Consider the following 26,299-nt stretch of genomic DNA (forward strand, 5'->3'; position numbering starts at 1 on the left):
GATCGGTGGTTTCGTGATCCGGCCCGGTGCGGGGGGCTCGTTCGGGGCGGGTTCCGATCCCGCACCGCCCCGTACCGGCGGTCGTCGGGGACCGCGTGTGCCGGTACGCCGGTCATGAGGCGCACGTTCGGCGCTCACGTGCTCAAAACGTAGCACGGGGTGTCTGACCCCGCCTTTCAGGCGTGTCGGTGGCCTTGACAGGCGGCAGTGGATACGGTCGGAGAAGGCTCGAGGAGGTAACCGTGGACACCCTGCACCGCCGCGGCCCGGCCCAGGTCCACATCCAGAGCCGGGAGTGCGATCCGCAGATCCTGGCGCGGTTCACCGGCGCGTCCTTCTTCCCGGAACGGCTGCTCGGCTCGGCGATCATCGACACGGTGTACCGGGCCGGCGGCAGTCTCCTGTACATCACCGCCCCGCCGGTGCTGGACCCCGACGAGCAGGTGGCGTACTACCTCGGGCTGCCGGGCGCCGGCCACGGCGACGCACGGACCCGGGTGCGTCTCGTGGGTCTGGACGACGCCGGTCCCCGGTGGCTGAGCGAGAAGGTCCTCGACGCGGACAACCCGCAGGCCGCGCGGGTCCGCGCGGCCGTCCGGGAGTTCGTGGACGGCCGGCGGCGCGACGGTGCCGACGTCCGGCTGAACTATTTCGAACCGTCCGCGCCGCTGGAGCGCTTCGCCCGGGAGCTGGAGGTGCCGGGCAACCAGCCGCACTCGTCCTGCATCCCGCTGGGCACCAAGCACTCCGGCCGCCGGCTCTTCGCCGAGGCGGGCATCCCGTTCCCGGAGGGCTCCGCCGAACTGCTGCACACCCTCGCCGACATCGCCGGTGAAGTGGCCCGGATGGCACGGGCGGGGCACCGGGCGGTGCTCGTCAAGCTCGACGACTCCACCTCCGGAGCGGGTCTCGGCAACGCGATGCTGGACCTCGACGACCTGGGGCTGCCGACCGGGACGGACGACGAGGCGCTGACCGGACGCGTTCTCGCCGCGCTGCCCCGGGCCACCCTCGTGGACCCCGCGATCACCTGGGACGACTACGTCCGTGCGGTGGAGAAGACCGGTGCCGTCGTGGAGGAGTGGGTCAGGGACGACACGCTGTCCAGCCCCAGCTTCCAGGGCAGGATCACCGGCGACGGCACGGTGGAGGCGGTCTCCACCCATGACCAGGTGTTCACCGGTCACGACCAGAGCTACGTCGGCTGCCGGTTCCCGGCGAGCGCCGAGTACCGGCGGACGCTCATCGACTACGGGGTGCGCGTCGGCCGCGCCCTGCGGGAGCGGGGCGTGGGCGGGGGCGACTACGGGGTGGACTTCCTCGCCAGGCGCACCGCCGACGGCTGGCAGCTCCTGGGATGCGAGATCAATCTGCGGGGCACGGGCACCAAGCACGCCTTCGGCATCGCCTCGGGGCTCCTGGGTACGCCCGCCACGCCCGACGGCCGGCTGGTCCACGGCGGACCCGACGGCTCCGAGCGCGTCTACGAGGCGTCGGACGCCATCATCGACCCGCGCTACAAGGGGCTGCGGCCGGCCCATCTGATCCGCGCGGTCACCGAGTCCCCGCTCGGTTACGACCCCGCGCGCGCGACGGGCGTGGTGCTGCACACGATGAGCGCCGCCCACGACCACGGGAAGTTCGGCGCCGTGTGCATCGGCGCGGACCGGGCCGAGGCCACGGCGCTGCTGCGCGGACTGCGGGAACTGGTGGACGGCCTGGCGGATCGGGCGTCGCGCTGAGCCGGACCGCACGGCGGCCATTCGGGTTCGGATTGTGACGGACGGCGGCCCGTGTGGAACGGCTGCTGTACCGGGCGGGCACGTGTCCGTCCGGGCGGTTCGCCGGGGCCCCACGAAGGAGACACGTCATGAGCACCGTCACGCCGGAGGTTCCGGAATCCTCGCTCGAGTACGCCGCCGACCTCGCCGCGGTCGCGTCCCTCCTGCAGATCGGCGCCGAACTCGGAGTGGACGGGCTGCTGGACTCGGGTGACAGTTTCGACGCCGCCGAACTGGCCGGGCACGCCGCCGTCCCGCAGGACAGGGCCGCCGGGTACCTGCGTGCCCTGGCCGCCGCCGGACTGATCACCGACACCGGGACCGGCGGCCGTTTCCGGGTCTCGGACGACTACCCGGCGCTCAGGTACCAGGCGGGTTACGTGTCCTGGGCGATGAACGCCAACGGCCCGTTCATCACGAACGTCCGGGAGTTCTTCGCCGACGGCGAGGCCGCCTCGCGGCACCACCGTCGCGACGGCCGCAGGGTCGCGGTCAGCTCGCGCTGGATCGGCGAACGGGCCTTCTATCCCCCCGTGCTCGACCGGGTGGAGGCGGCCGGCGCGCAGCGGGTCGTGGACCTCGGCGCGGGCGCCGGCCGACTGCTGATCGAGCAGCTGCGACGGGACGCCACCCGCACCGGCGTGGCGCTCGACATCAGCGAGGCCGCCTGCGCGGCGGCGCGGGAGGCCGCCGTCCAGGCCGGGGTGGACGACCGGCTCCAGGTGGCCGTGCGCTCCATCGAGTCCCTGGTCGACGACCCCGCCCCGATCGAGGACGCCGACGTCATCCAGGCCTGCTTCGTCATGCACGACGTCAACCAGGACCCGGCCGTCCTCGACGCGGTGCTGGTCCGTTGCCGGGAAGCGCTCGCGGCCAACGGGTTCATGGCGGTGGTCGACGCGGTCTCCTACGCGCCGCGCCCCCGCGAACGGAGGTTCAGCGCGCTGTTCACCTACCTGCACGCGGACTTCATGGGCATCCGGCTGCCGAGCGAGCAGGAGTGGGAGGACAAGTTCCGGGCGGCCGGCTTCGCGAAGGTGCAGTGCGTACCGCAGGTCTTCCCGGGAGGCCGGCTCTTCGTGGCGTTCAAGTGACCGACCGGGCGGAACAGGAGACCGGCATGGACGCACGGCTTCACCGGCGGCTCGCGGACGAGCTCCTGACGGCGAGGAGAAAACGCCGCCCGGTGCCGCGGATCTCCGCACGCCACCCCGGGTTCTCCCTGGGGGACGCCTACGCCGTCCAGCGCGAGTTGCGCGCACTGGAGGAGGCGGACGGAGCGGTGGTGGTCGGGTACAAGATCGGCGCCACCAGTGAGGCCATCCAGCGGATGTTCGGGATCGACCAGCCCGACTTCGGCTACCTCACGGACCGGATGATGCTGCCCGACGGCTGCTGCGTGGACGCGGACCGGTTCATCGCTCCGAAGGTCGAGGGAGAACTCGCCTTCCGGCTGGGCGAGGACCTCGCCGGTGACTCCGTGACGGCGCGGGACGTACTGGACGCCTCTATCGAAGTCCTGCCGGCGCTGGAGATCTGTGACAGCCGGATCGAGCACTGGGACATCGGCCTGGTGGACACCGTGGCCGACAACGCGTCGTCGGCCATGGCGGTGCTCGGTCCCCCCGTCCCGCCGGCCGGCGCGGACCTCGCGGCGGAACAGATGGTCTTCCAGGCGGGCGAGCACGTGCGGACGGCGTCCGGCTCCGCGGTGATGGGACATCCGGCGGAGGCCGTGGCCTGCCTCGCCCGCATCCTGGCCTCGTACGGCACCGGCATCACCGCCGGCCAGGTCGTCCTCGCGGGCGCCTGGGCCGGCGCCGTCGACCTGCTGCCCGGCAGCCCGGTGAAGGCGTCCTTCGGCCGGCTGGGCTCGGTCTCCCTCACCGTGGACACCCGTGACTCCGACGGGTGAGACGGCCCTTGACGGCTGACCGGCGACCGGAGTCGCATGGGCCGCGCGAAAGGCGACCGCCGGGGAACCGGCCCGTACCGATACACAAATCACCTCTTCACGGGGGGAATTGCGGCAAGCCGGCACCTCCGGCGGTACGTCCCTGTCACCGCGCCTCTACGGAGCGAGTTGGCCCTTCCCGCACCACGGGAACGCGTGTGACACTGGCGTCCCGTCCGCTGTGCGGACCCCCCTCCGCACCGTCCCCCACGAAGAGTGCGCCGTGCGTTCCTTTCCTCTGCCGATCGCCCTGACCGCGCGCCTGTCCCCGGTGGTCGTCCTCGCCGCGGCCGGCTGGGCGCTGTCCTCCGGTCCGCCGTCCGCGTCGCCGGAAGCCGCGGACAAGCCGACCGAGGAGACGAAGACCCGGTCCGCGACCGCCCCTTCGCGGACACAGGTGGCGAAGACGTACACCGCCGCGCCGGCGCCGTGCGACAGCATCGCCGAGAAGAGCGTCAAGTCCCTTGTGCCGGGCGCCAAGACGGACGGCAAGGAGATCCAGTCCACGGACTCGAAGCTGCGCCGCACCTGTTCCTGGAACGCGCTCAAGGGCTACGAGTACCGCTGGCTCGACGTCTCCTTCGAGGTGCTGGAGTCGGACGAGGCGGCGGAGCGGTCGTACCAGGGGCGGCTGGAGGACAAGAGCGGCGGGGGCGCGGTCCCCGGGCTCGGGAACGCGGCGTACTCCGTCGTGAACCTCACCACCGAGGACAAGCAGCAGACGCGCGAGGGCGTGGTGGTGGCCCGCGCCTCCAACGCGCTGGTGATCGTGACGTACAACGGCAGCGACTTCGAGTCGAAGAAGGCGCCGAGCACGGACGAGATCAACAAGGGCGCCATCAAGGCCGCGAAAGAGGCGGTGGCGGCCCTGGAGAAGAACCGGAATTGATGGTTCCGTGACATCTGTCACACGCCGTGGCCGATCTGTGCGGGTCGCTTAGTAGAAACCGCTCGGACGACATAGGGGACTTGTCCGTCTTGCCGTGAATGCGGGAGGGGGCGGGGCGGGGGGCGTCCGGGGGGAGAGCCGATGGCCGCCGCTCCTTCGCCGTATGAGGCTTTCTGACGAGGCGGCAGGCGGGCCGGAGGGCCCGCCGCGGACGGGTCGGCACGCCCTCCGGCCCGCCGCAAGCCCCCTGTGGACCTACGAAGCGCGGTAGTACAGATGCCCTTTGCGCCCGGCGCCGGGGCGTCCCAAGAATGACCAGCCTCCGGACAGCAGGGGTGAGGTCACGCATGGGAAAGCATCGTCATCAGAAGCAGTACCGGCGGACGGTCGTCGCGGCGGTCGCCGTAGGAGTCATAGGCATACCCTCGGTCGCCATGGCCTGCACGGACTGGCCCGACGAGGGCGAGCGGCAGGACCGGGGCACGGCGGCCGGTGCGGAGGACAGGTGGGGCGGCCCCGACTGGTACAGCCGGTGGAGCAGCCAGCAGCACGGTGAGCCGGCGCCCGTACCGTCGGACACGCCGACCGCCACCACGAGCCCCTCGAAGCCCGGCACGCCGAAGGACGGCGGCGCGAAGCCGTCGCACAAGCCGAAGACGAAGGCCCCCGAGGCGACCGCCTCCAAGCCCGCCTCCAAGCCCGCCACCGCGGCTCCGAAGCCCACCACCACGGCTTCTCCGAAGCCCACCACCGCGGCTCCCGAGCCCACCACGGCCGCTCCGAAGCCCACCACCGCGGCCCCCGGGCCCGCCGGTGCCTCCGGCGCCGTCGCCAAGGTCGTGGAACTCGTCAACGCCGAGCGCGGCAAGGTGGGTTGCTCCCCGGTGAAGGCGAACGCCACCCTCACCAAGGCCGCGCAGGACCACAGCGAGGACATGGCCGCGAGCGGCAACATGTCGCACACCGGGTCGGACGGCTCCTCCCCCGGCGACCGCATCACCCGCGCCGGTTACAGCTGGAGCACCTACGGCGAGAACGTCGCCTACGGCTACTCCACCCCCGAGCAGGTGATGGCCGGCTGGATGGCCAGCCCCGGCCACAAGGAGAACATCCTCAACTGCGCCTTCAAGGAGATCGGTGTCGGTCTCGCCCAGCCCGGCTCCTACTGGACCCAGGACTTCGGCACGGCCCGGTAGCCCCCGGTACGCTCACGCGCGCCGGTGGCCCGCCATCAGCGCGACGTACACGACCAGCGACGCCGCCAGACCCACCGCCCAGCCGTAGTCCGCGAGGGGCTTCAGGAAGGGGATCAGCCCGTCCTCGGGGAAGGGTCCCTTTCCCGGGGCCGAGTGGGAGCCGCCCACCGCGAGTACTCCGCCGGCCAGGAAGGCGGCGACGGCGCGCAGGTTCCAGCCGGAGGTGTACCAGTACCGCCCGCCGGGCGTGTACAGGCCGGGCAGGTCCAGGGCGGTGCGGCGGACGATCCAGTAGTCGGCGATGAGGATCCCGGCGACGGTGCCGAGGAGCCCGCCGACCAGCCCGAGCCAGGTGAAGATGTACAGCTCGGGTGTCTCGGTGAGCTTCCACGGCATGATCAGCACGCCGACCACACCGGTGATCAGGGCGCCGGTGCGGAAGCTGATCAGTCGCGGCGCCAGGTTCGCCAGGTCGTACGCCGGTGACACCACGTTCGCCGCGATGTTCACCGAGATGGTGGCGACGAGCGCCGTCACCAGGGCGAAGAGCAGCCCGAAGACGTTGTCCGTCTTCCCGGCGAGTGCGACGGGGTCCCACACCGGGGCCCCGTACACCGCCTGGCTGCCGGACGTGACGAACACGGACAGCAGCGCGAACAGCGTCATGGTGGTGGGCAGTCCGAGCGTCTGACCCCACACCTGGGCGCGCTGGCCCGCGCCGAAGCGGGTGAAGTCGGGGATGTTCAGGCTCAGGGTCGACCAGAACGCGATCATGCCCATGAGGGCCGGGAAGAACACCGGCCAGAAGTCGGCGCCCCAGCCGAGCCGGGACGGCTGGTCGAGCAGTGGTCCGAGACCGCCGGCCTTGTCCGCGATCCAGACCAGCAGCACCAGCGCGCCCACGATGACGAACGGCGCGGCCCAGTTCTCGAACCGGCGCAGGGTCTCCATCCCCCGGTGGATGATGGCCAGTTCGAGGGCCCAGAACAGGACGAAGCACACCCACAGCGTCCACGGCTGTCCCCCGACCTCCGACGCCTGGGCCCAGCCGCCGAACAGCTTGCCCAGCAGCACGAAGACGCCCTGGCCGCCGATCCAGGTCTGGATGCCGAACCAGGCGCACGCCACCCCGGCCCGGATCAGCGCCGGCAGGTTGGCGCCGCGCAGTCCGAACGAGGCGCGGGCCAGCACCGGGAACGGAATGCCGTACTTGGGGCCGGCGTGACCGGTCAGCAGCATCGGCGCGAGCACGATGACGTTGGCGAGCGCGATGGTGAAGACGGCCTGCTTCCAGTCCATGCCCAGCGCGACGAGACCGGAGGCGAGCAGCCAGGAGGGGATGTTGTGCGCCATCCCGACCCACAGGGCCGTGAAGTTGTACGTCGTCCAGCGGCGGCGGACCAGCGGGACGGGCAGCAGGTCGTCGTTGACGAAGCGGCTGTCGGTGAGGGTGGTGCCCGGCGGGAGCTCGACGCGTCCCGCCGGGTCGGGTATGGGTGGGTCGGACGGCGTGGGCGGGACGGTCGCGGTCATGGGCGTGCCCCTTCGGCGAGGGTCAATGACGGAGTGCCGGGATGATCTCCGCGCCGTACGCGTCGATCGTCGTCTCCTGCGCGTCGTGCATGTCGTACACGGCGAACTGGTCCACGCCCAGCTCCCGCAGCGCCCGCAGCTTCTCGATGTGCGCCTCGACCGGGCCGAGCAGGCAGAACCGGTCGACGATCTCGTCGGGGACGAAGTCCGTGGACGGGTTGCCGGCCCGCCCGTGGTGGCTGTAGTCGTAGCCGTGCCGTTCCTTGATGTACGACGTCAGCGCCTCGGGGACCAGGCCGGAGTGCTCCCCGTAGCGGGCGACCAGGTCGGCGACGTGGTTGCCGACCATGCCGCCGAACCAGCGGCACTGCTCGCGGGCGTGCGCCAGGTCGTCGCCGACGTATGCGGGTGCGGCGACGCAGACGGTGACGGAGGCGGGGTCGCGCCCCGCCTCCACGGCGGCGGCGCGTACGGCCTTCACCATCCACTCGGTCAGGTACGGGTCGGCGAGCTGGAGGATGAAGCCGTCGGCCTTGCGCCCGGCGAGGGCGAGCGCCTTCGGCCCGTACGCGGCCATCCAGACGGGGAGTTCCCCGTCCCGCACCCACGGGATCCGCAGCGGCCGTCCGTCGACCTCGGCCTCGCGTCCCTCGGCGAGGTCGCGGATCGCGTCGATCGCCTCGCCGAGACAGGCCAGGGTGCCCGGCCTGCGTCCGGCGACGCGCATCGCGGAGTCGCCGCGGCCGATGCCGCAGACGGTGCGGTTGCCGTACATGTCGTTGAGGGTGGCGAAGGTGGAGGCGGTGACCTCCCAGGTGCGGGTGCCCGGGTTGGTGACCATCGGGCCGACCTTCAGTTTCGTGGTGTTGGCCAGGATCTGGCTGTAGATCACGAAGGGTTCCTGCCACAGTACGGCGGAGTCGAAGGTCCAGCCGTGGGTGAAGCCGTTGCGCTCGGCGCGCTTCATCAGGCTGACGACCCGTGCGGCCGGCGGGTCGGTCTGCAGGACGAGTCCGAAGTCCATGCGCGGCTCTCCTAGGTGAGGTACTGACAGGTGGACCGCGGGGTGTAGACGCCGTGTCCGGCCCGCCCGGTGTACTCCCGGTCGGTGATGACGGGGACGCCGCGCGAGAGGACGGTCTCGACGCGGCCGGTGACCCGCTTGCCCTCGTAGGCCGAGTAGTCGACGTTCATGTGGTGGGTGCCGGCGGACATGACCTGCTCGGCGCCCGGGTCGTAGATGACGACGTCGGCGTCGGCGCCGGGCGCGATGGTGCCCTTCTTCGGGTACAGGCCGAACATCCGGGCCGGGGTGGCGCAGGCGATCTCGATCCAGCGGCGGCGGGAGATGTGTCCGTCGAGGACGGCCTGGTGGAGCAGGTCCATGCGGTTCTCCACGCCGGGGAGACCGTTGGGGATCTTGGAGAAGTCGCCCCGGCCGAGTTCCTTCTGGCCCGTGAAGCAGAAGGGGCAGTGGTCGGTGGAGACCACCTGGAGGTCGTTGGTGCGCAGGCCCCGCCACAGTGCGGCCTGGTGCTCCCTGGGCCTGAGCGGGGTGCTGCACACGTACTTGGCGCCCTCGAAGCCGGGCTCGGCGAGGTTGTCGGTGGAGAGGAACAGGTACTGCGGACAGGTCTCGCCGAAGACGTTCAGCCCTTCGTCACGGGCCCGCGCCAGTTCGGCGACCGCCTCGGTCGCGGAGACGTGGACGACGTACAGCGGGGCCCCGGCGACCTGGGCGAGCCGGATGGCGCGGTGGGTGGCCTCGGCCTCGAGGAGGGCCTTGCGCACTTCACCGTGGAAGCGGGGGTCGGTCTCGCCGCGGGCGAGGGCCTGTTCGACGAGCACGTCGATGGCGATGCCGTTCTCGGCGTGCATCATGATCAGCCCGCCGTTCTCGGCGGAGCGCTGCATGGCGCGCAGGATCTGACCGTCGTCGGAGTAGAAAACCCCTGGATACGCCATGAACTGCTTGAACGACGTGACTCCCTCTTCCACCAGGAGGTCCATTTCCTTCAGCGTCTCGGCGTTGACGTCCGAGACGATCATGTGGAAGCCGTAGTCGATGGCGCAGGTGCCCTCGGCCTTGGCGTGCCAGGCGTCCAGGCCCCGGCGCAGGGACTGGCCGACGCTCTGTACGGCGAAGTCGACGACGGTGGTCGTGCCGCCCCAGGCGGCGGCCCGGGTGCCGGTCTCGAAGGTGTCGGAGGCGAAGGTGCCGCCGAACGGCAGCTCCATGTGGGTGTGGGCGTCGACCCCGCCCGGGATGACGTACTTGCCGGTGGCGTCGATGGTCCGGTCGGCGGTGAAGGCGTCGGCGGCCGGGGTGGCGGAGGCGGCGAGGGCGGCGACGCGGCCGTCCTCGATCAGGACGTCGGCGTGGATCTCGTCGGAGGCGGTGATGACGAGGCCACCGCGGATGACGGTGCGGCTGCTCATGCTGCTCCCTCTCTACGAGCTTCTGCGAGCGCTACGAGCTCTGTGAGCTTTGCCGGCTCTGCGAGCCGGTGCTACGACGTGCTCCGCAGGGCGCGTTCGAGGATGTCGGCACCCTCCTCGGCCTCCGCGACGTTGAGGGACAGCGGCGGGGCGACGCGCAGGGCGCTGGTGTCGTGGCCGCCGCCCTTGCCGATGAGCAGGCCGCCCGCGCGGGCCGCCTCCAGGACGGCGGACGCGGCCGCCGGATCGGCCTCGTCGGTGCCGGGTTTCGCCAGCTCGATGCCGATCATCAGCCCGCGCCCGCGCACCTCGCGTACGGCGGGGACGTGGGCGGCGGCGGCCCGCAGCCGCTCGATGAGCAGGCCGCCGACCCGGCGGGCGTTGCCCTGGAGGTCGTGCTCCAGCAGGTAGTTGAGGTTGGCCAGGCCGGCCGCCATGGTGATCTGGGTGCCGCCGAACGTCGAAATGCTGTTGGCGTCCAGGCAGTTCATGATCTCGGAGCGGGCGACGACCCCGCCGATGGACATGCCGTTGCCGATGCCCTTGGCGAAGGTCAGCATGTCCGGGGGGCCGCCGCGGCCGTGGGCCTGCCAGCCCCAGAAGTGTTCGCCGGTGCGGCCCCAGCCGGTCTGCACCTCGTCGGCGATCCACAGGATGCCCCGCTCGTGCAGCACCTCGCGGAAGGCCGCGTACAGTCCGTCGGGCGGCGAGGTGAAGCCGCCGACGCCCTGGATCGGCTCGGCGATCAGTGCGGCGGGCGGGCGGGTGTGGCCGAGGAGGTCCTTCAGGTCGTCGACGCAGGCCGCGACGAAGTCGTAGTCGTCGAGCGCGGCGAACGGGCCCCGGGTGCGCACGCCGCCGTGGACGTACAGCGTCTGGAGCGGGGAGAGCGAGGTCGGGGACCAGCCGCGGTTGCCGGTGATGCCGACCGAGCTGAAGGAGCGGCCGTGGTAGCTGTTGCGCATCGCCAGGATCGTGTTGCTGTTCCGGTAGGCGGTGGCGAGCAGCAGGGCGGTGTCGTTGGCCTCGGTGCCGGAGGTGGTGAAGAAGACCCGGGCGTCCGGGATGCCGCTCAACTGGGCGATGCGTTCGGCGAGTTCCACCATCTGCCGGTTGAGGTAGAGGGTGGAGGAGTGGACGATCCGGCCGGCCTGCTCGGCCACCGCCTTGGTGACCTCGGGCAGGGCGTGGGCGGTCATGGTGGTGAGGATGCCGCCGAAGAAGTCGAGGTAGCGGTTGCCGTGGGAGTCCCAGACGTGGCGTCCCTCACCATGGGTGATCTCGAGGGGCTCCTCGTAGTAGAGGGCGAGCCAGTCGGGGAGCACGGACCGGTGGCGGCCCAGCAGGTCGTCGGTCACGGCCGCACCAGCCCCTCGTAGGCGTCGGGGCGGCGGTCGCGGTAGAAGGCCCACTGCTGCCGCACCTCCTCGATGAGGTCGAAGTCCAGGTCGCGGACCACGAGTTCCTCCTTGCTGTCGCTGGCGACGTCGCCGACGAACTGCCCGCGCGGGTCGACGAAGTACGAGGTGCCGTAGAAGTCGTTGTCGCCGTACTCCTCCACGCCCACGCGGTTGATCGCGGCGACGAAGTACTCGTTGGCGACGGCCGCCGCCGGCTGCTCCAGCCGCCACAGGTGGGACGAGAGGCCGCGGTGCGTGGCGGACGGGTTGTAGACCAACTGGGCGCCGTTGATGCCGAGTTGTCGCCAGCCCTCCGGGAAGTGACGGTCGTAGCAGATGTAGACGCCGACCTTGCCGACGGCGGTGTCGAAGACGGGCCAGCCCAGGTTGCCGGGCCGGAAGTAGAACTTCTCCCAGAAGCCCTTGACCTGCGGGATGTGGTGCTTGCGGTACTTGCCGAGAACGGTGCCGTCGGCGTCGATCACGGCGGCGGTGTTGTAGTAGTAGCCCGACTGCTCGACCTCGAACACCGGCACGACGATCACCATGCCGGTCTCGCGGGCCAGCTCCCGCATCCGGTGGACGGTCGGCCCGTCGGGCACGGGCTCGGCCCAGCGGTAGTGCTCGGGGTCCTGGACCTGGCAGAAGTAGGGGGCGTTGAACACCTCCTGGAACCCGATGACCTTCGCGCCCCGCCGGGCCGCCTCACGGGCGTGCTCCTCGTGTTTCGCCAGCATGGACTCGGTGTCACCGGTCCAGGTGGCCTGGACCAGAGCGGCACGTACGACGTTGGCCATGAGCTGCTCCTTCGACACGACGTCAGAGCCTCTACGCCCGTAGAAACGGCCGTAGAGGGACGAACGTAAGCCTCTCGGGCGGCCTTGCCAAGACCATCCTCGCCGCGGCCGTGGAGTCGACGCCGTTTCACACCCCTGTGGGTGAGTCACCCGCGGCACCGGAGCCCGGCCGGCGGCACATCCGGCGACGCGGGCGGCGGACGGACCGCGCCGTCGGGGGACGCGCGCCCGAACGCGGGCGTCGAGCAGCGCCCGCGCCTCGCGCGGGCGGGACGCGGGCCGTGCACCGCACGCCGGGGCCGGAACCGGGACCGCGCGCCGGGACCGGGCTCAGGCGGCGATCGACGTGCTCGGCGCGGCGGGGGCGCAGCGCCCCACGAGCTCGTCCATCGACAGACCGAGCGCGCCGGCCAGCGCGGCCACCGTGAAGAAGGCCGGGGTCGGGGCGCGCCCCGTCTCGATCTTGCGGAGGGTCTCCGCGGAGATGCCGGCGTCCGCCGCGATCTCGGCCATGCTGCGGCCGCCGCGCGCCTCGCGCAGCAGCCGGCCGAGCCGCTCGCCGCGTTCGCGCTCTTCGGGGGTCAAGGGGGTGCGCACCATGGCACCCATTCTAATACCGGTATAGTAATTGGCATGGTGGAGCTGAAGACCGACACATCGATCGATGCCATGTACGAGGCGGGCCAGGTCGTCGCGAGCGCGCTGACGGCCGTGCGGAACGCCGCCGACGTGGGCGTTTCCCTGCTGGAGCTGGACCAGGTGGCGCGGGACGTGCTGCGCGCGGCGGGTGCGACCTCGCCCTTCCTGGGCTACCGGCCCTCCTTCGCGTCGACCCCGTTCCCGGCCGTGATCTGCGCGTCCGTGAACGACGCGATCGTGCACGGCATCCCGGACGGCTACCGGCTGCGCGACGGGGACCTCGTCTCGATCGACTGCGGCGCCCAGCTGGGCGGCTGGGCCGGGGACTCGGCGATCAGTTTCACCGTGGGCACCCCGCGCCCGGCCGACGTGACGCTGATCGAGACCGCCGAGCGGGCGCTCGCGGCGGGCATCGGGGCGGCCGTCGTCGGCAACCGCATCGGCGACATCGCGCACGCGATCGGCACGGTGTGCCGCGCCGGGGGGTACGGCATCATGGAGGACTTCGGCGGCCACGGCATCGGCCGCCGCATGCACGAGGACCCGGGCGTGCCGAACGAGGGCCGGCCGGGCCGGGGCATGCCCCTGCGCCACGGCATGGTGTTCGCGATCGAACCCATGCTGATCGCGGGCGGCACGGACACCTACCACACCGCCCCGGACGGCTGGACCCTCCGCACCAACGACGGCTCCCGCGCCGCCCACACGGAGCACACGGTCGCGATCACCGAGAACGGACCGCGTGTTCTGACGGCCCGCCGAGCCGCGTGAGAACGCCCGCCCCCCCTTCGCCCGCACGAAGCGGAGGCGGGCGGTGCACGCCGAAGCTCCTGAACGCGCCCCGGCGGCTCCCCTTCCACGCACCCGCCCGGACCGGCGCACCGGGCGGGCGATACGGCGCGGAAGGCGAGGTGGAAACGTTTCTCCGCAGAGACATCGGAGTGATCCGCGCACGCATACCGCACCTGAAAGGAGGGTGCCGGGCCGACCCGCAAGCGGAATCACCAGGCATTTTGCACACAGTCATATTTTCTTGAACCTTCTTGCCTTGTCCGGCAGTTCTGCCGCTAGCTGGGTGCCGCACCGCTCCTCGCCCTGGACTCCCGATGAGTCACGGGCACGTCGACGAGGGGAGCGGGCCGAGCAACCAGCACGCGAGGAGAGTCATGAAGAAGGCATACGAAGCGCCGACCCTCGTCCGTCTCGGTACGTTCCGCAAGGAGACCGGGCTCCTGGGCCGGGCCGGCAACGACCGGCTGATCCTGAGCAAGAACTGACGGACGGCACCGACCCGACGTCATGACACCACTGCACGCGAGTGCGGGAACGGGCCCCGGCGAGGCGCACTTCGCGGTCTTCACCGACCGCGAGGAAGCGGCCGCCGCGGCCCGCTCCTTCGCCCGGCCCGGCTGCCGGACCGTGAGCCATCCCTCGGGCCGGCCCTGGCTGGTCGGCCACTGGCGCGACGACGAGGCCGTCACCGCGCGCGCCGGTGACACCGCCCTGGCGGTCATCGGCTGCTGCCCCGTGGAGGCGGACGAACTGCGGCACCGGGCGGCCCGGTTGCGCGACCTGGCCGAGGTCGACGCGCTGGCCCGGTCCCTCCCGGGCAGCTTCCATCTGGTGGCCGCCCTCGGCGGGAGGATCCGGGTCCAGGGCACGGCCTCCGGTCTCCGGCTGGTCTTCCACGCGGAGATCGCCGGCGCACGGGTCGTCGCCACCCGGGCCGACGTGCTCGCCGACGTCCTCGGCCTCGACCCCGATCCCGCGGAACTGGCCGTCCGGCTGCTGTGGCCCGCCCCGTACCCGCTGTACGAGACGTCCCTGTGGCCCGCCGTCACCGCCGTGCCCCCGCACGAGGCGGTGATCGTCGCCGCGGACGGGCGCGGCCACCGGCACACCCGCTGGTGGACGCCGCCCGAACCGGTCGTGCCGCTGGCGGAGGCGGCCGAGGGGGTCCGCACGGCCCTTCGGGAAGCCGTCGGCGCGCGGACCCGGCGGGGTGGCGTGGTCAGCTGCGACCTGTCCGGCGGGCTGGACTCCACCTCCGTCTGCTTCCTCGCCGACCGCTCCCCCGCGCGTGTGGTGGCCGGCACCTGGCCCGGACGCGACCCGGCGGACACCGACCTGTACTGGGCCGAGCGGGCGGCCCGGTATCTCCCGGACGTCGAGCACGTGGTCTGGGACGCCGACGCCTCGCCGCTGGTCTACGACGATCTGCTGGACGTCGACGACGTGCTGGACGAACCCACCATCGGCGTGATGGACCGCTCCCGGGCCCTGCACCACCTGCCGGGGCTGGCCGCGCGCGGCAGCCGCGTGCACCTGACCGGCATCGGCGGCGACCACGTGGCCTGGTGTTCCGAGGCGTACTACCACCGGCTGCTGCGCACCCGCCCCCTGCACGCGCTGCGGCAACTGCGCGGGTTCCGGGCCCTGTGGCAGTGGCCGCTCGGCGACACGGTCCGCGCCCTGGCCGACACACGGCCGTACGGAAGGTGGCTCGCCGACACCGCCGGCCGGCTGCGCGAGCCGGCCGCGCCGTCCTCCATCGGCACGGGACTCGGCTGGGGCATGGCCCCCCGCCTGCTCGACTGGGTGACCACGGACGCCGAGCGGCTGGTGCGGCGGGCGCTGCTCGACGCCGTCGCGACGGCGACTCCTCTGCACCCCGACCGGGGCATGCACGCGGACCTGGAGCAGATCCGCTCCACCGCGCGTGTCATCAGGCAGTGGGACCACATGGCGGCCCGCGCCGGCCTGCCGATGGCCTCGCCCTTCCTCGACGACCGGGTCATCGAGGCGTGCCTCGCCGTGCGTCCGGCCGAACGCGTCACGCCGTTCCGGTACAAGCCGGTGCTGACCACCGCGATGAGCGGGGTGGTTCCCGAACCGTGCCTGCGCCGGACCACCAAGGCCACGGCCTCCATGGACGCCGCCGACGGACTGCGCGAGAACCGCGCCGACCTGCTGTCGCTGTGGGAGGACTCCCGGCTGGAGCGGCTCGGTCTGGTGGACGGGGCCGAGCTGCGCCGTCTCGCCCGGCGGCCGGCCTCCCCCGGCCTGTCCGACGCCGTCCTCTACTCGACGATCGCCGCCGAGGTGTGGCTGCGCGGGCTCTCCCGCAGACGCGGCGACTCCCCCGCCCGCACCGGCACCCGTGTCCCGTAGGCCCCTGTCCGACCGTTCCCGCCTGCCGCGCGGCGTCCGGCACGCGGCGCAGAAAGCAGAAAGGTGATGCCATGCCCCTGCGCTTCGACGCACACGTCTCCACGGCCGAGACCGACTACGGCACCGTGCTCCTGGACGAACGGGCCGGAACGTACTGGGAGTTGAATCCCACCGCCACGCTGGTGGTGCGGGCGCTGCTGGACGGCGGCGAGGTCGCCGACGCGGCCGCCGCCCTGGTCCGCGAGTTCGACATCGACACGGCGCAGGCCCTGCGGGACGTCCAGGCGCTCGTCGGTGATCTGCGCGAGGCGGGGCTGGCCTCATGACGACACCCAGCGCGCTGGAACGCCCCACCGGTGTGCCGTTCGGACAGCGGCTGGCCGCCCGGCTGGTCCTGGCGCCCGCCACCGTCCTCGCCCTGCTGCCGCCGCGCCGCATCCGCGCCGTGCTGAGCTTGCTGCGGCGCGGCGCGGCACCCGCCACCGCCGTCCAGGCGCAAGGCGCGCGCGACGCCCTGTGCGCCGTCAGCCTGCGCTGCACCGGGCCGAAGGGGTGCCTGCCGCGTTCCCTGGGCGCCGCGCTGCTGTGCCGGCTGCGCGGGACGTGGCCGACCTGGTGCGCCGGGGTCCGTGTCGTGCCGCCCTTCACCGCCCACGCCTGGATCGAGGCCGAGGGGCACCCGGTCGGCGAAGGCGTGCCCGACGGCTACTTCGCCCGACTGGTCTCCGTGGAGCCGCCCTCCCGCCCACCGTCGCGATGACCGACCACCGGCCGCCGGCCCCCGGCAACCCGGCACCGGCACGCCCGACGCCCACCGGTCCGACGCCCGAGGACCCCGCACCCACCGGCCCGACGCACCCCGAACCGGCGACCCACGACCCGGTGCCTCCCGACCGGGACGCCGGGCAGCGTGACGGGCCCGCCGGCCCCCCGGCGTCCTCGGGTGAGGACCGGTCCACCCGGGCCGCGCTCCGTACGCTCTACCGCCTCACCGCGGGGCACCGGCGGTCCATCGGCGCGGCCGTCCTGCTGACCCTCGCGGGCTCCGCCCTCGGGCTGGCCCAGCCGCTCGTCGCCCGGCAGGCCGTGGACGCGAGCGGCCACGGGCAGGTCGTCTGGCCGCTGCTGGGGCTGCTCGGCGCGCTGTTCGCCGCCGAGGCCGTCACCGGCTCGGTGGGCCGCTTCCTCCTGGAGCGCATGGGCGAGGGCGTCGTACGGCAGCTCCGGCTCGGCCTGGTCGACCGGCTGCTCCGGCTGGAGATGCGCGAGTACGACCGCCACCGCGGCGGTGACCTCGTCTCCCGCGTCACCGTCGACACCACCCTGCTGCGCGAGGTCGTCTCCCAGGCCCTGGCCGATCTGGTGACCGGGAGCGTCGTCGCCGCCGGGGCGCTCGTCCTGATGGCGTGGCTCGACCCGCTGCTGCTGCTCCTCGTCGCCCTGACCGTGGCCGTCGCGGCCGGTGTCGTCACCTCGCTGCTCAAGGCGATCCGGTGTGCCTCGGAGCGCATGCAGCACGCGGTCGGTGCCGTCGCCGCCGACCTGGAGCGGGCGCTGGGCGCCCTGCCCATGGTCAGGGTGCACCGCGCCGAGGCACGGGAGTCGGCCCGTGTGGGGACCCGGGTGCGGGAGGCCCACGACGCGGGCGTGCGCACCGCGAAGCTCGCCTCCGTGATGAGCCCCGCCGTCGAACTCGCCGTCCAGGGCTCCTTCCTCCTCGTCCTCGTCGTCGGCGGCCTGCGCGTGGGCGGACGGTCCGGTTCCCTGGGCGATCTCGTCGCCTTCCTGCTGTACGCCTCGTACCTCGTCCTGCCGCTGTCCTCCGTGTTCCACGCGGTGGGTCTGGTCCAGCGCGGCATGGGCGCCCACCGGCGGGTCGAGCAGGTGATGCGCCTGCCCGTCGAGCACACCGGGCCGGCCGCCACGCCGGTCCGACCCGCCGCCCGGCCCCGCCCCGGTACGGAGCGCGACGGCGAGCGGCCCGCGCTCGCCCTGGACGACGTCCACTTCGGCTACGAACCGCACCGGCCCGTGCTGCGCGGCGTGTCCTTCGCCGTCCCCCCACGCCGCCAGGTCGCCCTGGTGGGTCCCTCGGGCGCCGGGAAGAGCACGGTCTTCGCACTGGTCGCGGGCTTCTACGAGCCGGACTCGGGTGCCGTGCTCTTCGACGGCCTCCCGGCCGCCGAACTGGGCCGCGACGCGTGCCGGCGCCGTATCGCCGTCGTGGACCAGAACACCCACGTCGTCCACGGCACCCTGCGGGAGAACATCGCCTACGCCGTGCCCGACGCCCCGGAGGCGGAGCTGAGGCGGGTGGTGGGACTGGCCAGGCTCGAAGAGGTCGTCGACCGGCTGCCCGGCGGCCTGGACGCCGTCGTCGGCGAGCGCGGGAGCACCCTCTCCGGCGGCGAGCGCCAACGCGTGGCACTGGCCCGCGCCCTGCTCGCCCGTCCCTCGCTGCTGCTGCTCGACGAGCCCACCTCGCATCTGGACGCGATCAACGAAGCGGCGCTGACCACGGTGATGAAGGACGTGGCCCGGGAGTGCGCCCTGCTGGTCGTCGCCCACCGCCTGTCCACCGTGCGGCACGCCGACCACATCGTCGTCCTGCACCGGGGCCGCACGGCCGGCCAGGGGCGGCACGAGGAGCTGCTGGCCGCGAGTCCCCTCTACCGGGAGCTGGCCGCGAGCCAGATGCTGCGGCCGGGCGGCGACCGGGCCGCGCGCCGCACCCCGTCGTCCCGCTGAACGTGCCCGCGGATACGGATCGTGTCATCGTGGGCATGAGCGAGCCCCGACCGGGTTACCCGGCCCCGGCACGTCGACCCAGCGAAGGAACGGATGACGATGACGAGTGGTTTCGTCGGCCCGGAGGGCGACCCCTTCGCAGAATTCCTCGCCCGCTTCTTCGGCGGACAACGCCCCCGCCAGATCGACATCGGCCGACTCCTCAGCCAACCCGCCCGCGAACTGGTACGCGGCGCCGCCCAGTACGCCGCCGAGCACGGCAGCCGCGACCTGGACACCCAGCACCTGCTGCGCGCCGCCCTCTCCGCCGAGCCGACCCGGAGCCTGCTCAGCCGGTCCGGCGCGGACCCCGACTCCCTGGCGTCCCAGATCGACGACCGGTCCGGCCCCGTACAGCACGGCCCGGGCGAGGCCCCGCCGCCGACCTCGCTGTCCCTCACCCCCGCCGTCAAGCGGGCCCTGCTGGACGCGCACGAGATGGCCAGGGCGTCCGGCGCCGGCTACATCGGCCCGGAGCACGTGCTCACCGCCCTCGCCGCCAACCCCGACTCGGCCGCCGGGCACATCCTCAACGCGGCCCGGTTCGCCCCCTCCGGCCCGCCGGAGGCACCGGAGGCCCCGCAGGCCCGCGCCGAGCGGCCCCGTCCCGCGACGGGCACGCCGACCCTCGACAAGTACGGCCGTGACCTCACCGCGCTGGCCCGCGAGGGCCGTGTCGACCCGGTGATCGGACGCGACGACGAGATCGAGCAGACCGTCGAGGTGCTCTCCCGGCGCGGCAAGAACAACCCGGTGCTGATCGGTGACGCGGGCGTCGGCAAGACCGCCGTCGTGGAGGGGCTGGCCCAGCGGATCGCCGAGGGCGACGTGCCCGACGTACTCCTCGGACGGCGCGTGGTCGCCCTGGACCTGACGGGCGTCGTCGCCGGGACCCGCTACCGGGGCGACTTCGAGGAGCGGATGAACAACATCGTCGAGGAGATCCGGTCGCACTCCGACCGGCTGATCATCTTCATCGACGAGCTGCACACCGTCGTCGGCGCCGGGGGCGGGGGCGAGGGCGGCTCGATGGACGCCGGCAACATCCTCAAGCCGGCCCTCGCCCGCGGCGAGCTGCACATCGTGGGCGCGACCACCCTGGAGGAGTACCGCCGGATCGAGAAGGACGCGGCGCTGGCCCGCCGCTTCCAGCCGATCATGGTGCCCGAGCCGACCCCCGCGGACGCGGTCGAGATCCTGCGCGGTCTGCGGGACCGGTACGAGGCCCACCACCAGGTCCGCTACACCGACGAGGCGCTGCTGGCGGCCGTGGAGCTGTCCGACCGCTATCTGAGCGACCGCCGCCTCCCGGACAAGGCCATCGACCTGATCGACCAGGCCGGCGCGCGGGTGCGGCTGCGGGCCCGGACCAAGGGCACGGACGTACGGACCATGGAGCGCGAGGTCGAGCAGCTGACCTGCGACAAGGACCAGGCGGTCGCCGACGAGCAGTACGAGCAGGCCACGCAGTTGCGGGACCGCATCGTGGAGCTGAAGCAGCGGATCGCGGAGACCGGCGGCGACGACGAGGTCGACGAGGGCCAGAGCCTGTGGGTGGACGCCGAGGCGATCGCCGAGGTGGTGGCCCGGCAGACGGGCATCCCGGTCAGCCGCCTCACCGAGGAGGAGAAGGACCGGCTGCTGGGTCTGGAGCAGCACCTGCACCAGCGGGTCGTCGGCCAGGAGGAGGCGGTGCGCGTCGTCTCGGACGCGGTGATGCGCTCCCGCGCGGGGCTCGCCAGCCCCGACCGGCCGATCGGCAGCTTCCTGTTCCTCGGCCCGACGGGCGTCGGCAAGACGGAGCTGGCGCGGGCGCTCGCCGAGGCGCTGTTCGGCAGCGAGGACCGGATGGTGCGCCTCGACATGAGCGAGTACCAGGAGCGGCACACGGTGAGCCGGCTGGTGGGCGCCCCGCCCGGCTACGTGGGGCACGAGGAGGCCGGGCAGCTCACCGAGGTGGTGCGCCGGCACCCGTACTCGCTGCTGCTGCTCGACGAGGTGGAGAAGGCCCATCCGGACGTCTTCAACATCCTGCTCCAGGTCCTCGACGACGGCCGGCTGACCGACTCGCAGGGCCGGACGGTGGACTTCACCAACACCGTGATCGTGATGACCAGCAATCTCGGCTCCGAGGCGATCACCCGGCGCGGCGCGACCCTCGGTTTCGCGTCCGGCGGCGCGGACGCGGACGAGGAGGCGCGCCGCGAGCAGATCCTGCGGCCGCTGCGGGAGCACTTCCGTCCCGAGTTCCTCAACCGGATCGACGAGATCGTGGTGTTCCGCCAGCTGACCGCGGAGGAGCTGCGGCGGATCACCGACCTGCTCCTGGAGAGCACCCGGCGCGGGCTGAAGGGGCAGAACATCTCGGTCGACTTCACCGACGCGGCCGTGGACTGGCTGGCCGAGCGCGGCTACCAGCCCGAGTACGGCGCCCGGCCGCTGCGCCGCACCATCCAGCGGGAGGTCGACAACCAGCTCTCCCGGCTGCTGCTGGACGGCCGGGTCCGGGAGGGCGGCCGGGTGACGGTGGACACGGAGGACGGGCGCCTGGCGTTCCGTACGCAGGAGACGCCGGCGCCCGAGCTGTGAGCGCGCCGGCGTCCCCCGCGCGCGTCTAGCGCGTCGGACGGACCACCATCGCCGAGCCGCCGCCCCGGCGGACCTTCTCCGCCGCCGCGAGCCACGTGCCGTCCGGCAGCCGCTGGACGGCCGTGGCCGCGCCGATCTCCGGGTTCTCCCGGAAGGAGTGCCCGATGGCCTCCAGTCGCTGCCTGACCTCACTGTCGTACAGGCCGGGTTCGAGGTCCGTCAGCTCCGTGTTGCGCTGGCTGGCGCGCGGCGCGGCGATCGCGTCGACCAGGGGCAGTCCGCGGTCGAGGAATCCGGTGAGGGTCCCCAGCACGGTGGTGATGATGGTGGAGCCGCCGGGCGATCCGAGTGCCACCACCGGCCGGTCGTGCCGGTCGAGCACGATCGTCGGCGCGATGGACGACCGGGGCCGCTTGCCGGGGCCCGGCAGGTTCGGGTCGTGCACGGCCGGGTCCGCCGGGGCGAAGGAGAAGTCGGTCAGCTCGTTGTTGAGCAGGAAGCCGCGGCCGGGCACGGTGATGCCGCTGCCGCCGGTCTGCTCGATGGTGAGGGTGTAGGCGACGACGTTGCCCCACCGGTCGGCGGTGGTGAGGTGCGTGGTGTTCTCGCCCTCGTACGTCGTCGGTGCGGCCTTGCCGCCGCTCGCGCAGGGTTCCGGGTCGCGGGGGTCGCCGGGGGCGAGGGGGCTGGTGAGGACGGCGTCGTCCTCGATGAGGCATTCGCGCGAGTCGGCGAACCGCTGGGAGAGCAGTTCCTCGGTCGGTACGTCCTCGAAGGCGGGGTCGCCGACCCAGCGCCCCCGGTCGGCGAACGCGATGCGGCTCGCCTCGATGAACCGGTGCAAGTACCGGACGTCGCTCGCCTCGGAGAGGTCGGTGCGTTCCAGGATGTTGAGCGCCTCGCCGACGGTGGTGCCGCCGGAGGAGGAGGGCGCGATGGAGTAGACGTCCAGTCCGCGGTACGAGGTCCTGGTGGGCGGCTGGAACTTGACGCGGTAGGCGGCGAGATCGCGTTGGGACAGCTCGCCGGGCCGGGCGTTCCAGCCGGAACCGGGGTCCACGGGCGGCTTGTTGACCGTCCGCACGATGTCCCGGCCGATGTCGCCCCGGTACAGGGCGTCGACGCCCTCGCGGCGCAGCTCCTTGTAGGTGCGGGCCAGATCGGGGTTCTTGAAGGTGGAGCCGACGACCGGGAGTTCGCCGCCCGGCAGGAACAGCCCGGCCGTGTCGGGGAAGTGGCGGAAGCGGGTCTCGTTGGCGGCGGTCTGCGCGCGGAAGGTCTCGTCGACGGTGAAGCCGTCGCGGGCGAGGCGTTCGGCGGGTTTCAGGACGGTGCCCAGGCCGCGCTCGCCCCACTGGTCGAGCGCCCGCTGCCAGGTGGCGGGCGTGCCGGGGGTGCCGACCCCGAGTCCGCTGCTGACCGCCTCGGCGAACGGGATCGGCTCGCCGTTCTCCAGGAACAGTCCGGAGTCGGCGGTCAGCGGGGCCGTCTCGCGGCCGTCGAGGGTGTGCACGGTGCGCGAGCGGGCGTCGTAGTAGACGAAGTAGCCGCCCCCGCCGACGCCGGCCGAGTAGGGCTCGGTGACGCCGAGCGCGGCGGCCGTGGCGACGGCCGCGTCGACGGCGTTGCCGCCCTTCCTCAGGATCTCGATCCCGGCGGCGGAGGCGTCGGCGTCGACGCTGGAGACCGCGCCGCCGTGGCCGACGGCCACCGGGACCTTGGGGGTGTGCCGGGAGGGTGCCTCGTGCCGGTCGGTCGGCGGGGCCGCCCCCACCGACAGCACGGCGGCACCGACCGCCAGGACTGCGAGATTCCGTGCGACGGGACGACGCATCCGCACCTCCGGTAAACGGCTGTCCGCGCAGCCTAGTTCGTCATCGGGCTCCCGTCAGGGATGCCGGAGGGGTGTGCCGTCCCGTCGTCCGGCGGGCCCTGTGGCCTGCGTCTCGAACACGGGTTTGCGTGGGACCGCTAGCATGCGCGCCCATGAGTGACGACGTGCGCAACATCGTTCTGGGCGTGGTGGCCGCCGGCATCAGCGCCGCGCTGGGCTGGATAGCCCGTACCTACCTGTGGAGGCGGAAGCTCCGGCGCAAGCAGACGTTCTTCGGCCTGCCGCAGAACTCCGAGTCCCTGCTCGTCGTCAACCGGGATCCGGCGACGGCGGAACCGGCGGTGCACCGCTTCGACGTGTTCGCGCTCCTTGAGCTCTCCGCGCTGATCAAGGACTGCGGGGCACACGTCCAGATGGTCACCCAGGACGCGGCCCACCAGGGCTTCGGCGAGCGGACCGAGTTCTGTGTGGGCGGGCCGGGGTCGAACCGGCGGATGGTGGCCCACATGGCGGCCATGCTGCCGGGGGTGCGGGTCAACATCGACCCGGAGCCGGGCCCGGACCGGGGCGCCTTCCAGATCGGCTCCGAGCGCTACCGCATGGACCCGGGCATCACCGAGTACGTACTGCTGGCGCGGCTGACCGCGGGTGAACGGCGCGAGACGCGGCCGGTGTTCCTGTTCTGCGGTCAGCGCGCGATCACCAACCAGGCCGCGACCCGCTATCTCGCCCGCAACCACGAGCGGCTGGCCCGCAAGCACGGATCGAACTCGTTCGTCCTGCTGCTGAAGGTGATCAACTCGCAGGCGTACGGCCCCGATGTGGTCGAACTGGTCGCGGACGTGACCAAGGTCGCGCAGACCGCGCTGCCGGCTGCCGCGCCGCGCACCAGTCACCGGGCGGACTGACCTCGCTCAGCACCACCCGTCCGGCGCGCAGCTGACCTTCTCCTCGTCGGCGGACGACCCGTCGGGGTCGCGCCCGCCGCGCGAGCAGTGATCTCCGGCTGCCGCCGGACGGGTCCGGCCGATGTGATCCGCCGCCCCGTTGGACGTGGGGCGGTGGGCCCCTCCCGGTGGCGGTGTCCCCGCGCCTGGCGCGGAGTCCCCTCCCCCACCGGGATGAAGGGACCATCCTAGTCGAGGTCCGGGCGGAGGAGTCTACGGGCGTCACCCCGTTCAGTGCTCGAGGATCTTGAAGAGGAAGTCCTTGGCGCGGTCGCTGCGCGGATCGCCGAAGAACCCGCCGGGCGTACGGCCCTCCACGCTCCGGCCGGCGGCCATGCGGACCACACGGTCGGCGGCCGGGCGGGCGAAGCCCGTCTCGTGCGTGGCCACGATCACGGTCGTGCCCTCACCGGCCGGTTGCCGCACGGCCTCCAGGACCTCGTTGATCATCTCCGGGTCCGGGGCGGAGGTCGGCTCGTCGAACAGCATCGCCTTCGGCTCCATGGCCGGCGCCCGCGCGATCGCCACCCGCTTCCGTTGACCACCCGAGAGCCGCGCCGGGTACTTGTCCGCCTGGCCGGCGACGCCGACGCGGGCGAGACGTTCTGCGGCACGGTCTCGTGCGCGAAGAGGCCGAACGGCTGGAAGACCGTGCCCACATCGGCGCGCAGCCGTGCCGGCGCCTTGCCCTCGTGCGGGAGCGGCTGTCCGCCGAGCGGGATCGTGCCGGACCGGACGGTCTCCAGCCGGTTGACCGCCCGGCACGGCGTCGACTTCCCCGACCCCGACGGGCCGATGACGACGACCGCCTCTCCCCCGTCCACGGTGAGCCCGATGTCCTGGAGGACGTGGAGGTCCCCGGAGTGCTTGTCGACGTCACGCAGCTCGATCAGCGGATCGACGGCCACACCCGTCCCTCCTCGTCCTCAGCCGTGCGGTGGTCGCCGCAAGGTATCCGGGCAAGATCACCGGGAAGGCGCGACACGCGCCCTTCGAGCATTAGCCGTATTTACGCCGATTCGTACCGATTTGCACCGAGCCGCGGGCCGGGGCCTCACGCCTCCGCGACCTCCGCGTACAGCTGGGACAGCTCGGGCACGCCGCTGGCCGCCCACTCGTGTCCGGCGTCCACGACGTCGAGCTCCCTCCCGGAGGCGATCCGTACGACCGGCTGCCCGTCGGCGCGGATCTCCCAGGCGGCCCCCGGCACGGTGCGCACGATGACGGTACCGAGGTACAGCCCCGCGTCGTTGCCCAGCCAGTTCGAGGCCTCCTCGTCGTCCCGCCAGCGCGGCACCAGCTGGTCCAGCGCCTCCAACGAGGCCGGGGAGTCGTCGAGTCGGACACCCGCCCGGCCGGCCTGGGAGCGCAGGAGTTCGCACTCGGCGAGGAGTTCCGCGATGCCCTCGGGATCGGGAACCCCCGCCTTCTGGCGCCGGTTGCCCAGGAAAGGGATGTTCATACCTCCAGCCTGTCATCCGTACAGTGCCGCGCACCACAGGCGCGCGGGGTCGGACGACGGCCGGCGGCGCCCCGCTACACGTCGAGGTCCACCACGACCGGCGCGTGGTCCGAGGCGCCCTTGCCCTTGCGCTCGTCGCGGTCGACGTAGGAGTCCGTGACCGCCTTCGCGAAGGGCTCGTTGCCGTACACCAGGTCGATGCGCATGCCGCGGTTCTTGGGGAAGCAGAGCTGGCGGTAGTCCCAGTACGTGAACGGGTGCTCGTACTTGAGGGGGCGCGGGACGACGTCGGAGAGGCCGGCCTCGCGCAGGGAGGCGAGGGCGGCGCGCTCGGCGGGGGTGACGTGGGTGGAGCCCTCGAAGTCGGCCCGGTCGTAGACGTCGTCGTCGGTCGGTGCCACGTTGTAGTCGCCCAGGACGGCGAACGGGCGGGCGCCCGCCGCGTCGCCGGCCACGGCGGCCCGCAGCGCCTCGAACCACTGGAGCTTGTACGCGTAGTGGGGGTGGTCCACCTCGCGCCCGTTGGGCACGTACACCGACCAGACGCGGACCGGGCCGCAGGTCGCGGAGACGGCGCGGGGCTCGACGGAGCCTTCGTAGCCGGGGTCGCCCGGCAGGCCCTTGACGACGTCCGTCAGGCCGACGCGGGAGAGCACCGCCACGCCGTTCCACCGGCCGGTGGCGTTCACCGCCGACTCGTAGCCCAGCTCGCGCACCTCCTCCACCGGGAACTTCTCCTCGGCGACCTTGGCCTCCTGGAGGCACAGCACGTCCGTGCCGCTGCTCTCCAGCCAGGCCAGGAGCCTCGGCAGGCGGGCGGTGATCGAGTTCACGTTCCAGGTCGCGATGCGCATGTTCCACAACCTACCCGGCACCTGTGA

The 26,299-nt window shown here is 72.6% G+C and carries 22 protein-coding genes and 1 pseudogene; 13 read left to right on the top strand and 10 right to left on the bottom strand.

Going from position 1 to position 26,299, the window contains the following annotated elements:
* The first annotated feature begins 242 nt into the window (after positions 1–242).
* The 5 genes from ACZ62B_RS17055 to ACZ62B_RS17075 all read left to right on the top strand — a co-directional run bounded on the left by ACZ62B_RS17055 (position 243) and on the right by ACZ62B_RS17075 (position 5,820).
* Complete coding sequence (locus ACZ62B_RS17055; RefSeq protein WP_468727934.1) at positions 243–1,742, top strand: peptide ligase PGM1-related protein; 1,500 nt, start codon at positions 243–245, stop codon at positions 1,740–1,742.
* Between the two features lie 128 nt (positions 1,743–1,870).
* Complete coding sequence (locus ACZ62B_RS17060; protein WP_344559083.1) at positions 1,871–2,875, top strand: class I SAM-dependent methyltransferase; 1,005 nt, start codon at positions 1,871–1,873, stop codon at positions 2,873–2,875.
* Between the two features lie 26 nt (positions 2,876–2,901).
* Positions 2,902–3,696 carry a 2-keto-4-pentenoate hydratase gene (locus tag ACZ62B_RS17065; RefSeq protein WP_344559085.1) on the top strand — a complete coding sequence of 265 codons (795 nt, stop codon included), beginning with the start codon at positions 2,902–2,904 and terminating at the stop codon, positions 3,694–3,696.
* Between the two features lie 262 nt (positions 3,697–3,958).
* Entirely contained in the window at positions 3,959–4,624 is a 666-nt protein-coding gene (locus tag ACZ62B_RS17070; RefSeq protein ID WP_344559087.1) for a hypothetical protein, read from the top strand.
* Between the two features lie 347 nt (positions 4,625–4,971).
* Positions 4,972–5,820 (top strand): CAP domain-containing protein, encoded by an 849-nt coding sequence (locus ACZ62B_RS17075; protein ID WP_469690902.1) that lies wholly within the window; start codon positions 4,972–4,974, stop codon positions 5,818–5,820.
* 12 nt (positions 5,821–5,832) lie between these two features.
* On the opposite strand, the gene ACZ62B_RS17080 is transcribed toward ACZ62B_RS17075, so the two are convergent.
* The 6 genes from ACZ62B_RS17080 to ACZ62B_RS17105 form a co-directional block, all read right to left on the bottom strand.
* A complete protein-coding gene (locus ACZ62B_RS17080; RefSeq protein WP_469690904.1) occupies positions 5,833–7,353 on the bottom strand; it encodes an NCS1 family nucleobase:cation symporter-1 in 1,521 nt (506 codons plus the stop codon).
* A gap of 22 nt (positions 7,354–7,375) precedes the next feature.
* Positions 7,376–8,377: a TIGR03842 family LLM class F420-dependent oxidoreductase gene (locus tag ACZ62B_RS17085; protein WP_344559092.1), complete on the bottom strand. Its 1,002-nt coding sequence runs from the start codon at positions 8,375–8,377 to the stop codon at positions 7,376–7,378.
* An 11-nt stretch (positions 8,378–8,388) separates the two neighbouring features.
* On the bottom strand, positions 8,389–9,792 hold the full coding sequence (gene hydA / locus ACZ62B_RS17090; protein WP_344559094.1) for a dihydropyrimidinase: 1,404 nt from the start codon (positions 9,790–9,792) through the stop codon (positions 8,389–8,391).
* A gap of 71 nt (positions 9,793–9,863) precedes the next feature.
* Positions 9,864–11,150, bottom strand: coding sequence for an aspartate aminotransferase family protein (locus ACZ62B_RS17095; RefSeq protein ID WP_344559096.1), 1,287 nt, complete (start codon positions 11,148–11,150; stop codon positions 9,864–9,866).
* Entirely contained in the window at positions 11,147–11,989 is an 843-nt protein-coding gene (locus ACZ62B_RS17100; RefSeq protein ID WP_073931194.1) for a nitrilase-related carbon-nitrogen hydrolase, read from the bottom strand. The genes ACZ62B_RS17095 and ACZ62B_RS17100 overlap by 4 nt, the downstream gene beginning before the upstream one ends.
* A 330-nt stretch (positions 11,990–12,319) precedes the next feature.
* Positions 12,320–12,589, bottom strand: a complete 270-nt coding sequence (locus ACZ62B_RS17105; RefSeq protein ID WP_344559099.1) for a helix-turn-helix domain-containing protein — start codon at positions 12,587–12,589, stop codon at positions 12,320–12,322.
* Positions 12,590–12,622: 33 nt separating this feature from the next.
* On the opposite strand from ACZ62B_RS17105, the gene map reads away from it, so the two are divergent.
* From map to ACZ62B_RS17140, 7 genes are all read left to right on the top strand, one after another.
* A complete protein-coding gene (gene map / locus ACZ62B_RS17110; RefSeq protein WP_344559101.1) occupies positions 12,623–13,399 on the top strand; it encodes a type I methionyl aminopeptidase in 777 nt (258 codons plus the stop codon).
* Positions 13,400–13,794: 395 nt separating this feature from the next.
* Positions 13,795–13,905, top strand: coding sequence for a keywimysin-related RiPP (locus ACZ62B_RS17115; protein ID WP_107056101.1), 111 nt, complete (start codon positions 13,795–13,797; stop codon positions 13,903–13,905).
* A gap of 22 nt (positions 13,906–13,927) precedes the next feature.
* Complete coding sequence (locus tag ACZ62B_RS17120) at positions 13,928–15,799, top strand: lasso peptide isopeptide bond-forming cyclase (RefSeq protein ID WP_469690912.1); 1,872 nt, start codon at positions 13,928–13,930, stop codon at positions 15,797–15,799.
* A gap of 71 nt (positions 15,800–15,870) precedes the next feature.
* Positions 15,871–16,125 (top strand): lasso peptide biosynthesis PqqD family chaperone, encoded by a 255-nt coding sequence (locus tag ACZ62B_RS17125; protein ID WP_344559105.1) that lies wholly within the window; start codon positions 15,871–15,873, stop codon positions 16,123–16,125.
* A complete protein-coding gene (locus ACZ62B_RS17130; RefSeq protein WP_468727954.1) occupies positions 16,122–16,559 on the top strand; it encodes a lasso peptide biosynthesis B2 protein in 438 nt (145 codons plus the stop codon). Before ACZ62B_RS17125 ends, ACZ62B_RS17130 begins: the two co-directional genes overlap by 4 nt.
* Entirely contained in the window at positions 16,556–18,547 is a 1,992-nt protein-coding gene (locus ACZ62B_RS17135) for an ABC transporter ATP-binding protein (RefSeq protein WP_469690919.1), read from the top strand. Before ACZ62B_RS17130 ends, ACZ62B_RS17135 begins: the two co-directional genes overlap by 4 nt.
* A gap of 99 nt (positions 18,548–18,646) precedes the next feature.
* Positions 18,647–21,175, top strand: a complete 2,529-nt coding sequence (locus ACZ62B_RS17140) for an ATP-dependent Clp protease ATP-binding subunit (protein ID WP_344559111.1) — start codon at positions 18,647–18,649, stop codon at positions 21,173–21,175.
* Positions 21,176–21,200: 25 nt separating this feature from the next.
* On the opposite strand, the gene ggt is transcribed toward ACZ62B_RS17140, so the two are convergent.
* Entirely contained in the window at positions 21,201–23,009 is a 1,809-nt protein-coding gene (ggt, locus tag ACZ62B_RS17145) for a gamma-glutamyltransferase (protein ID WP_344559113.1), read from the bottom strand.
* A 152-nt stretch (positions 23,010–23,161) separates the two neighbouring features.
* On the opposite strand from ggt, the gene ACZ62B_RS17150 reads away from it, so the two are divergent.
* Positions 23,162–23,917 carry a hypothetical protein gene (locus ACZ62B_RS17150; RefSeq protein ID WP_344559115.1) on the top strand — a complete coding sequence of 252 codons (756 nt, stop codon included), beginning with the start codon at positions 23,162–23,164 and terminating at the stop codon, positions 23,915–23,917.
* 270 nt (positions 23,918–24,187) lie between these two features.
* Here the strand turns inward: ACZ62B_RS17150 and ACZ62B_RS17155 are convergent.
* The 3 genes and pseudogenes from ACZ62B_RS17155 to ACZ62B_RS17165 form a co-directional block, all read right to left on the bottom strand.
* A pseudogene (locus ACZ62B_RS17155) lies at positions 24,188–24,864 on the bottom strand (amino acid ABC transporter ATP-binding protein).
* 146 nt (positions 24,865–25,010) lie between these two features.
* On the bottom strand, positions 25,011–25,418 hold the full coding sequence (locus ACZ62B_RS17160) for a DUF6278 family protein (protein ID WP_469690924.1): 408 nt from the start codon (positions 25,416–25,418) through the stop codon (positions 25,011–25,013).
* Between the two features lie 74 nt (positions 25,419–25,492).
* Positions 25,493–26,272: an exodeoxyribonuclease III gene (locus ACZ62B_RS17165; RefSeq protein WP_468727964.1), complete on the bottom strand. Its 780-nt coding sequence runs from the start codon at positions 26,270–26,272 to the stop codon at positions 25,493–25,495.
* Between the last annotated feature and the right edge of the window lie 27 nt (positions 26,273–26,299).

This window comes from Streptomyces sp. NPDC053426 (assembly GCF_055585405.1).

Excerpts from the sequence above, each read along its gene's own strand:
- ACZ62B_RS17060 (WP_344559083.1), top strand. The coding sequence starts at position 1,871 with ATGAGCACCGTCACGCCGGAGGTTCCGGAATCCTCGCTCGAGTACGCC.
- ACZ62B_RS17065 (WP_344559085.1), top strand. The coding sequence starts at position 2,902 with ATGGACGCACGGCTTCACCGGCGGCTCGCGGACGAGCTCCTGACGGCG.
- ACZ62B_RS17075 (WP_469690902.1), top strand. The coding sequence starts at position 4,972 with ATGGGAAAGCATCGTCATCAGAAGCAGTACCGGCGGACGGTCGTCGCG.
- ACZ62B_RS17080 (WP_469690904.1), bottom strand. The coding sequence starts at position 7,353 with ATGACCGCGACCGTCCCGCCCACGCCGTCCGACCCACCCATACCCGAC.
- ACZ62B_RS17085 (WP_344559092.1), bottom strand. The coding sequence starts at position 8,377 with ATGGACTTCGGACTCGTCCTGCAGACCGACCCGCCGGCCGCACGGGTC.
- hydA (WP_344559094.1), bottom strand. The coding sequence starts at position 9,792 with ATGAGCAGCCGCACCGTCATCCGCGGTGGCCTCGTCATCACCGCCTCC.
- ACZ62B_RS17100 (WP_073931194.1), bottom strand. The coding sequence starts at position 11,989 with ATGGCCAACGTCGTACGTGCCGCTCTGGTCCAGGCCACCTGGACCGGT.
- ACZ62B_RS17105 (WP_344559099.1), bottom strand. The coding sequence starts at position 12,589 with ATGGTGCGCACCCCCTTGACCCCCGAAGAGCGCGAACGCGGCGAGCGG.
- map (WP_344559101.1), top strand. The coding sequence starts at position 12,623 with ATGGTGGAGCTGAAGACCGACACATCGATCGATGCCATGTACGAGGCG.
- ACZ62B_RS17115 (WP_107056101.1), top strand. The coding sequence starts at position 13,795 with ATGAAGAAGGCATACGAAGCGCCGACCCTCGTCCGTCTCGGTACGTTC.
- ACZ62B_RS17120 (WP_469690912.1), top strand. The coding sequence starts at position 13,928 with ATGACACCACTGCACGCGAGTGCGGGAACGGGCCCCGGCGAGGCGCAC.
- ACZ62B_RS17125 (WP_344559105.1), top strand. The coding sequence starts at position 15,871 with ATGCCCCTGCGCTTCGACGCACACGTCTCCACGGCCGAGACCGACTAC.
- ACZ62B_RS17130 (WP_468727954.1), top strand. The coding sequence starts at position 16,122 with ATGACGACACCCAGCGCGCTGGAACGCCCCACCGGTGTGCCGTTCGGA.
- ACZ62B_RS17135 (WP_469690919.1), top strand. The coding sequence starts at position 16,556 with ATGACCGACCACCGGCCGCCGGCCCCCGGCAACCCGGCACCGGCACGC.
- ACZ62B_RS17140 (WP_344559111.1), top strand. The coding sequence starts at position 18,647 with ATGACGAGTGGTTTCGTCGGCCCGGAGGGCGACCCCTTCGCAGAATTC.
- ggt (WP_344559113.1), bottom strand. The coding sequence starts at position 23,009 with ATGCGTCGTCCCGTCGCACGGAATCTCGCAGTCCTGGCGGTCGGTGCC.
- ACZ62B_RS17150 (WP_344559115.1), top strand. The coding sequence starts at position 23,162 with ATGAGTGACGACGTGCGCAACATCGTTCTGGGCGTGGTGGCCGCCGGC.
- ACZ62B_RS17160 (WP_469690924.1), bottom strand. The coding sequence starts at position 25,418 with ATGAACATCCCTTTCCTGGGCAACCGGCGCCAGAAGGCGGGGGTTCCC.
- ACZ62B_RS17165 (WP_468727964.1), bottom strand. The coding sequence starts at position 26,272 with ATGCGCATCGCGACCTGGAACGTGAACTCGATCACCGCCCGCCTGCCG.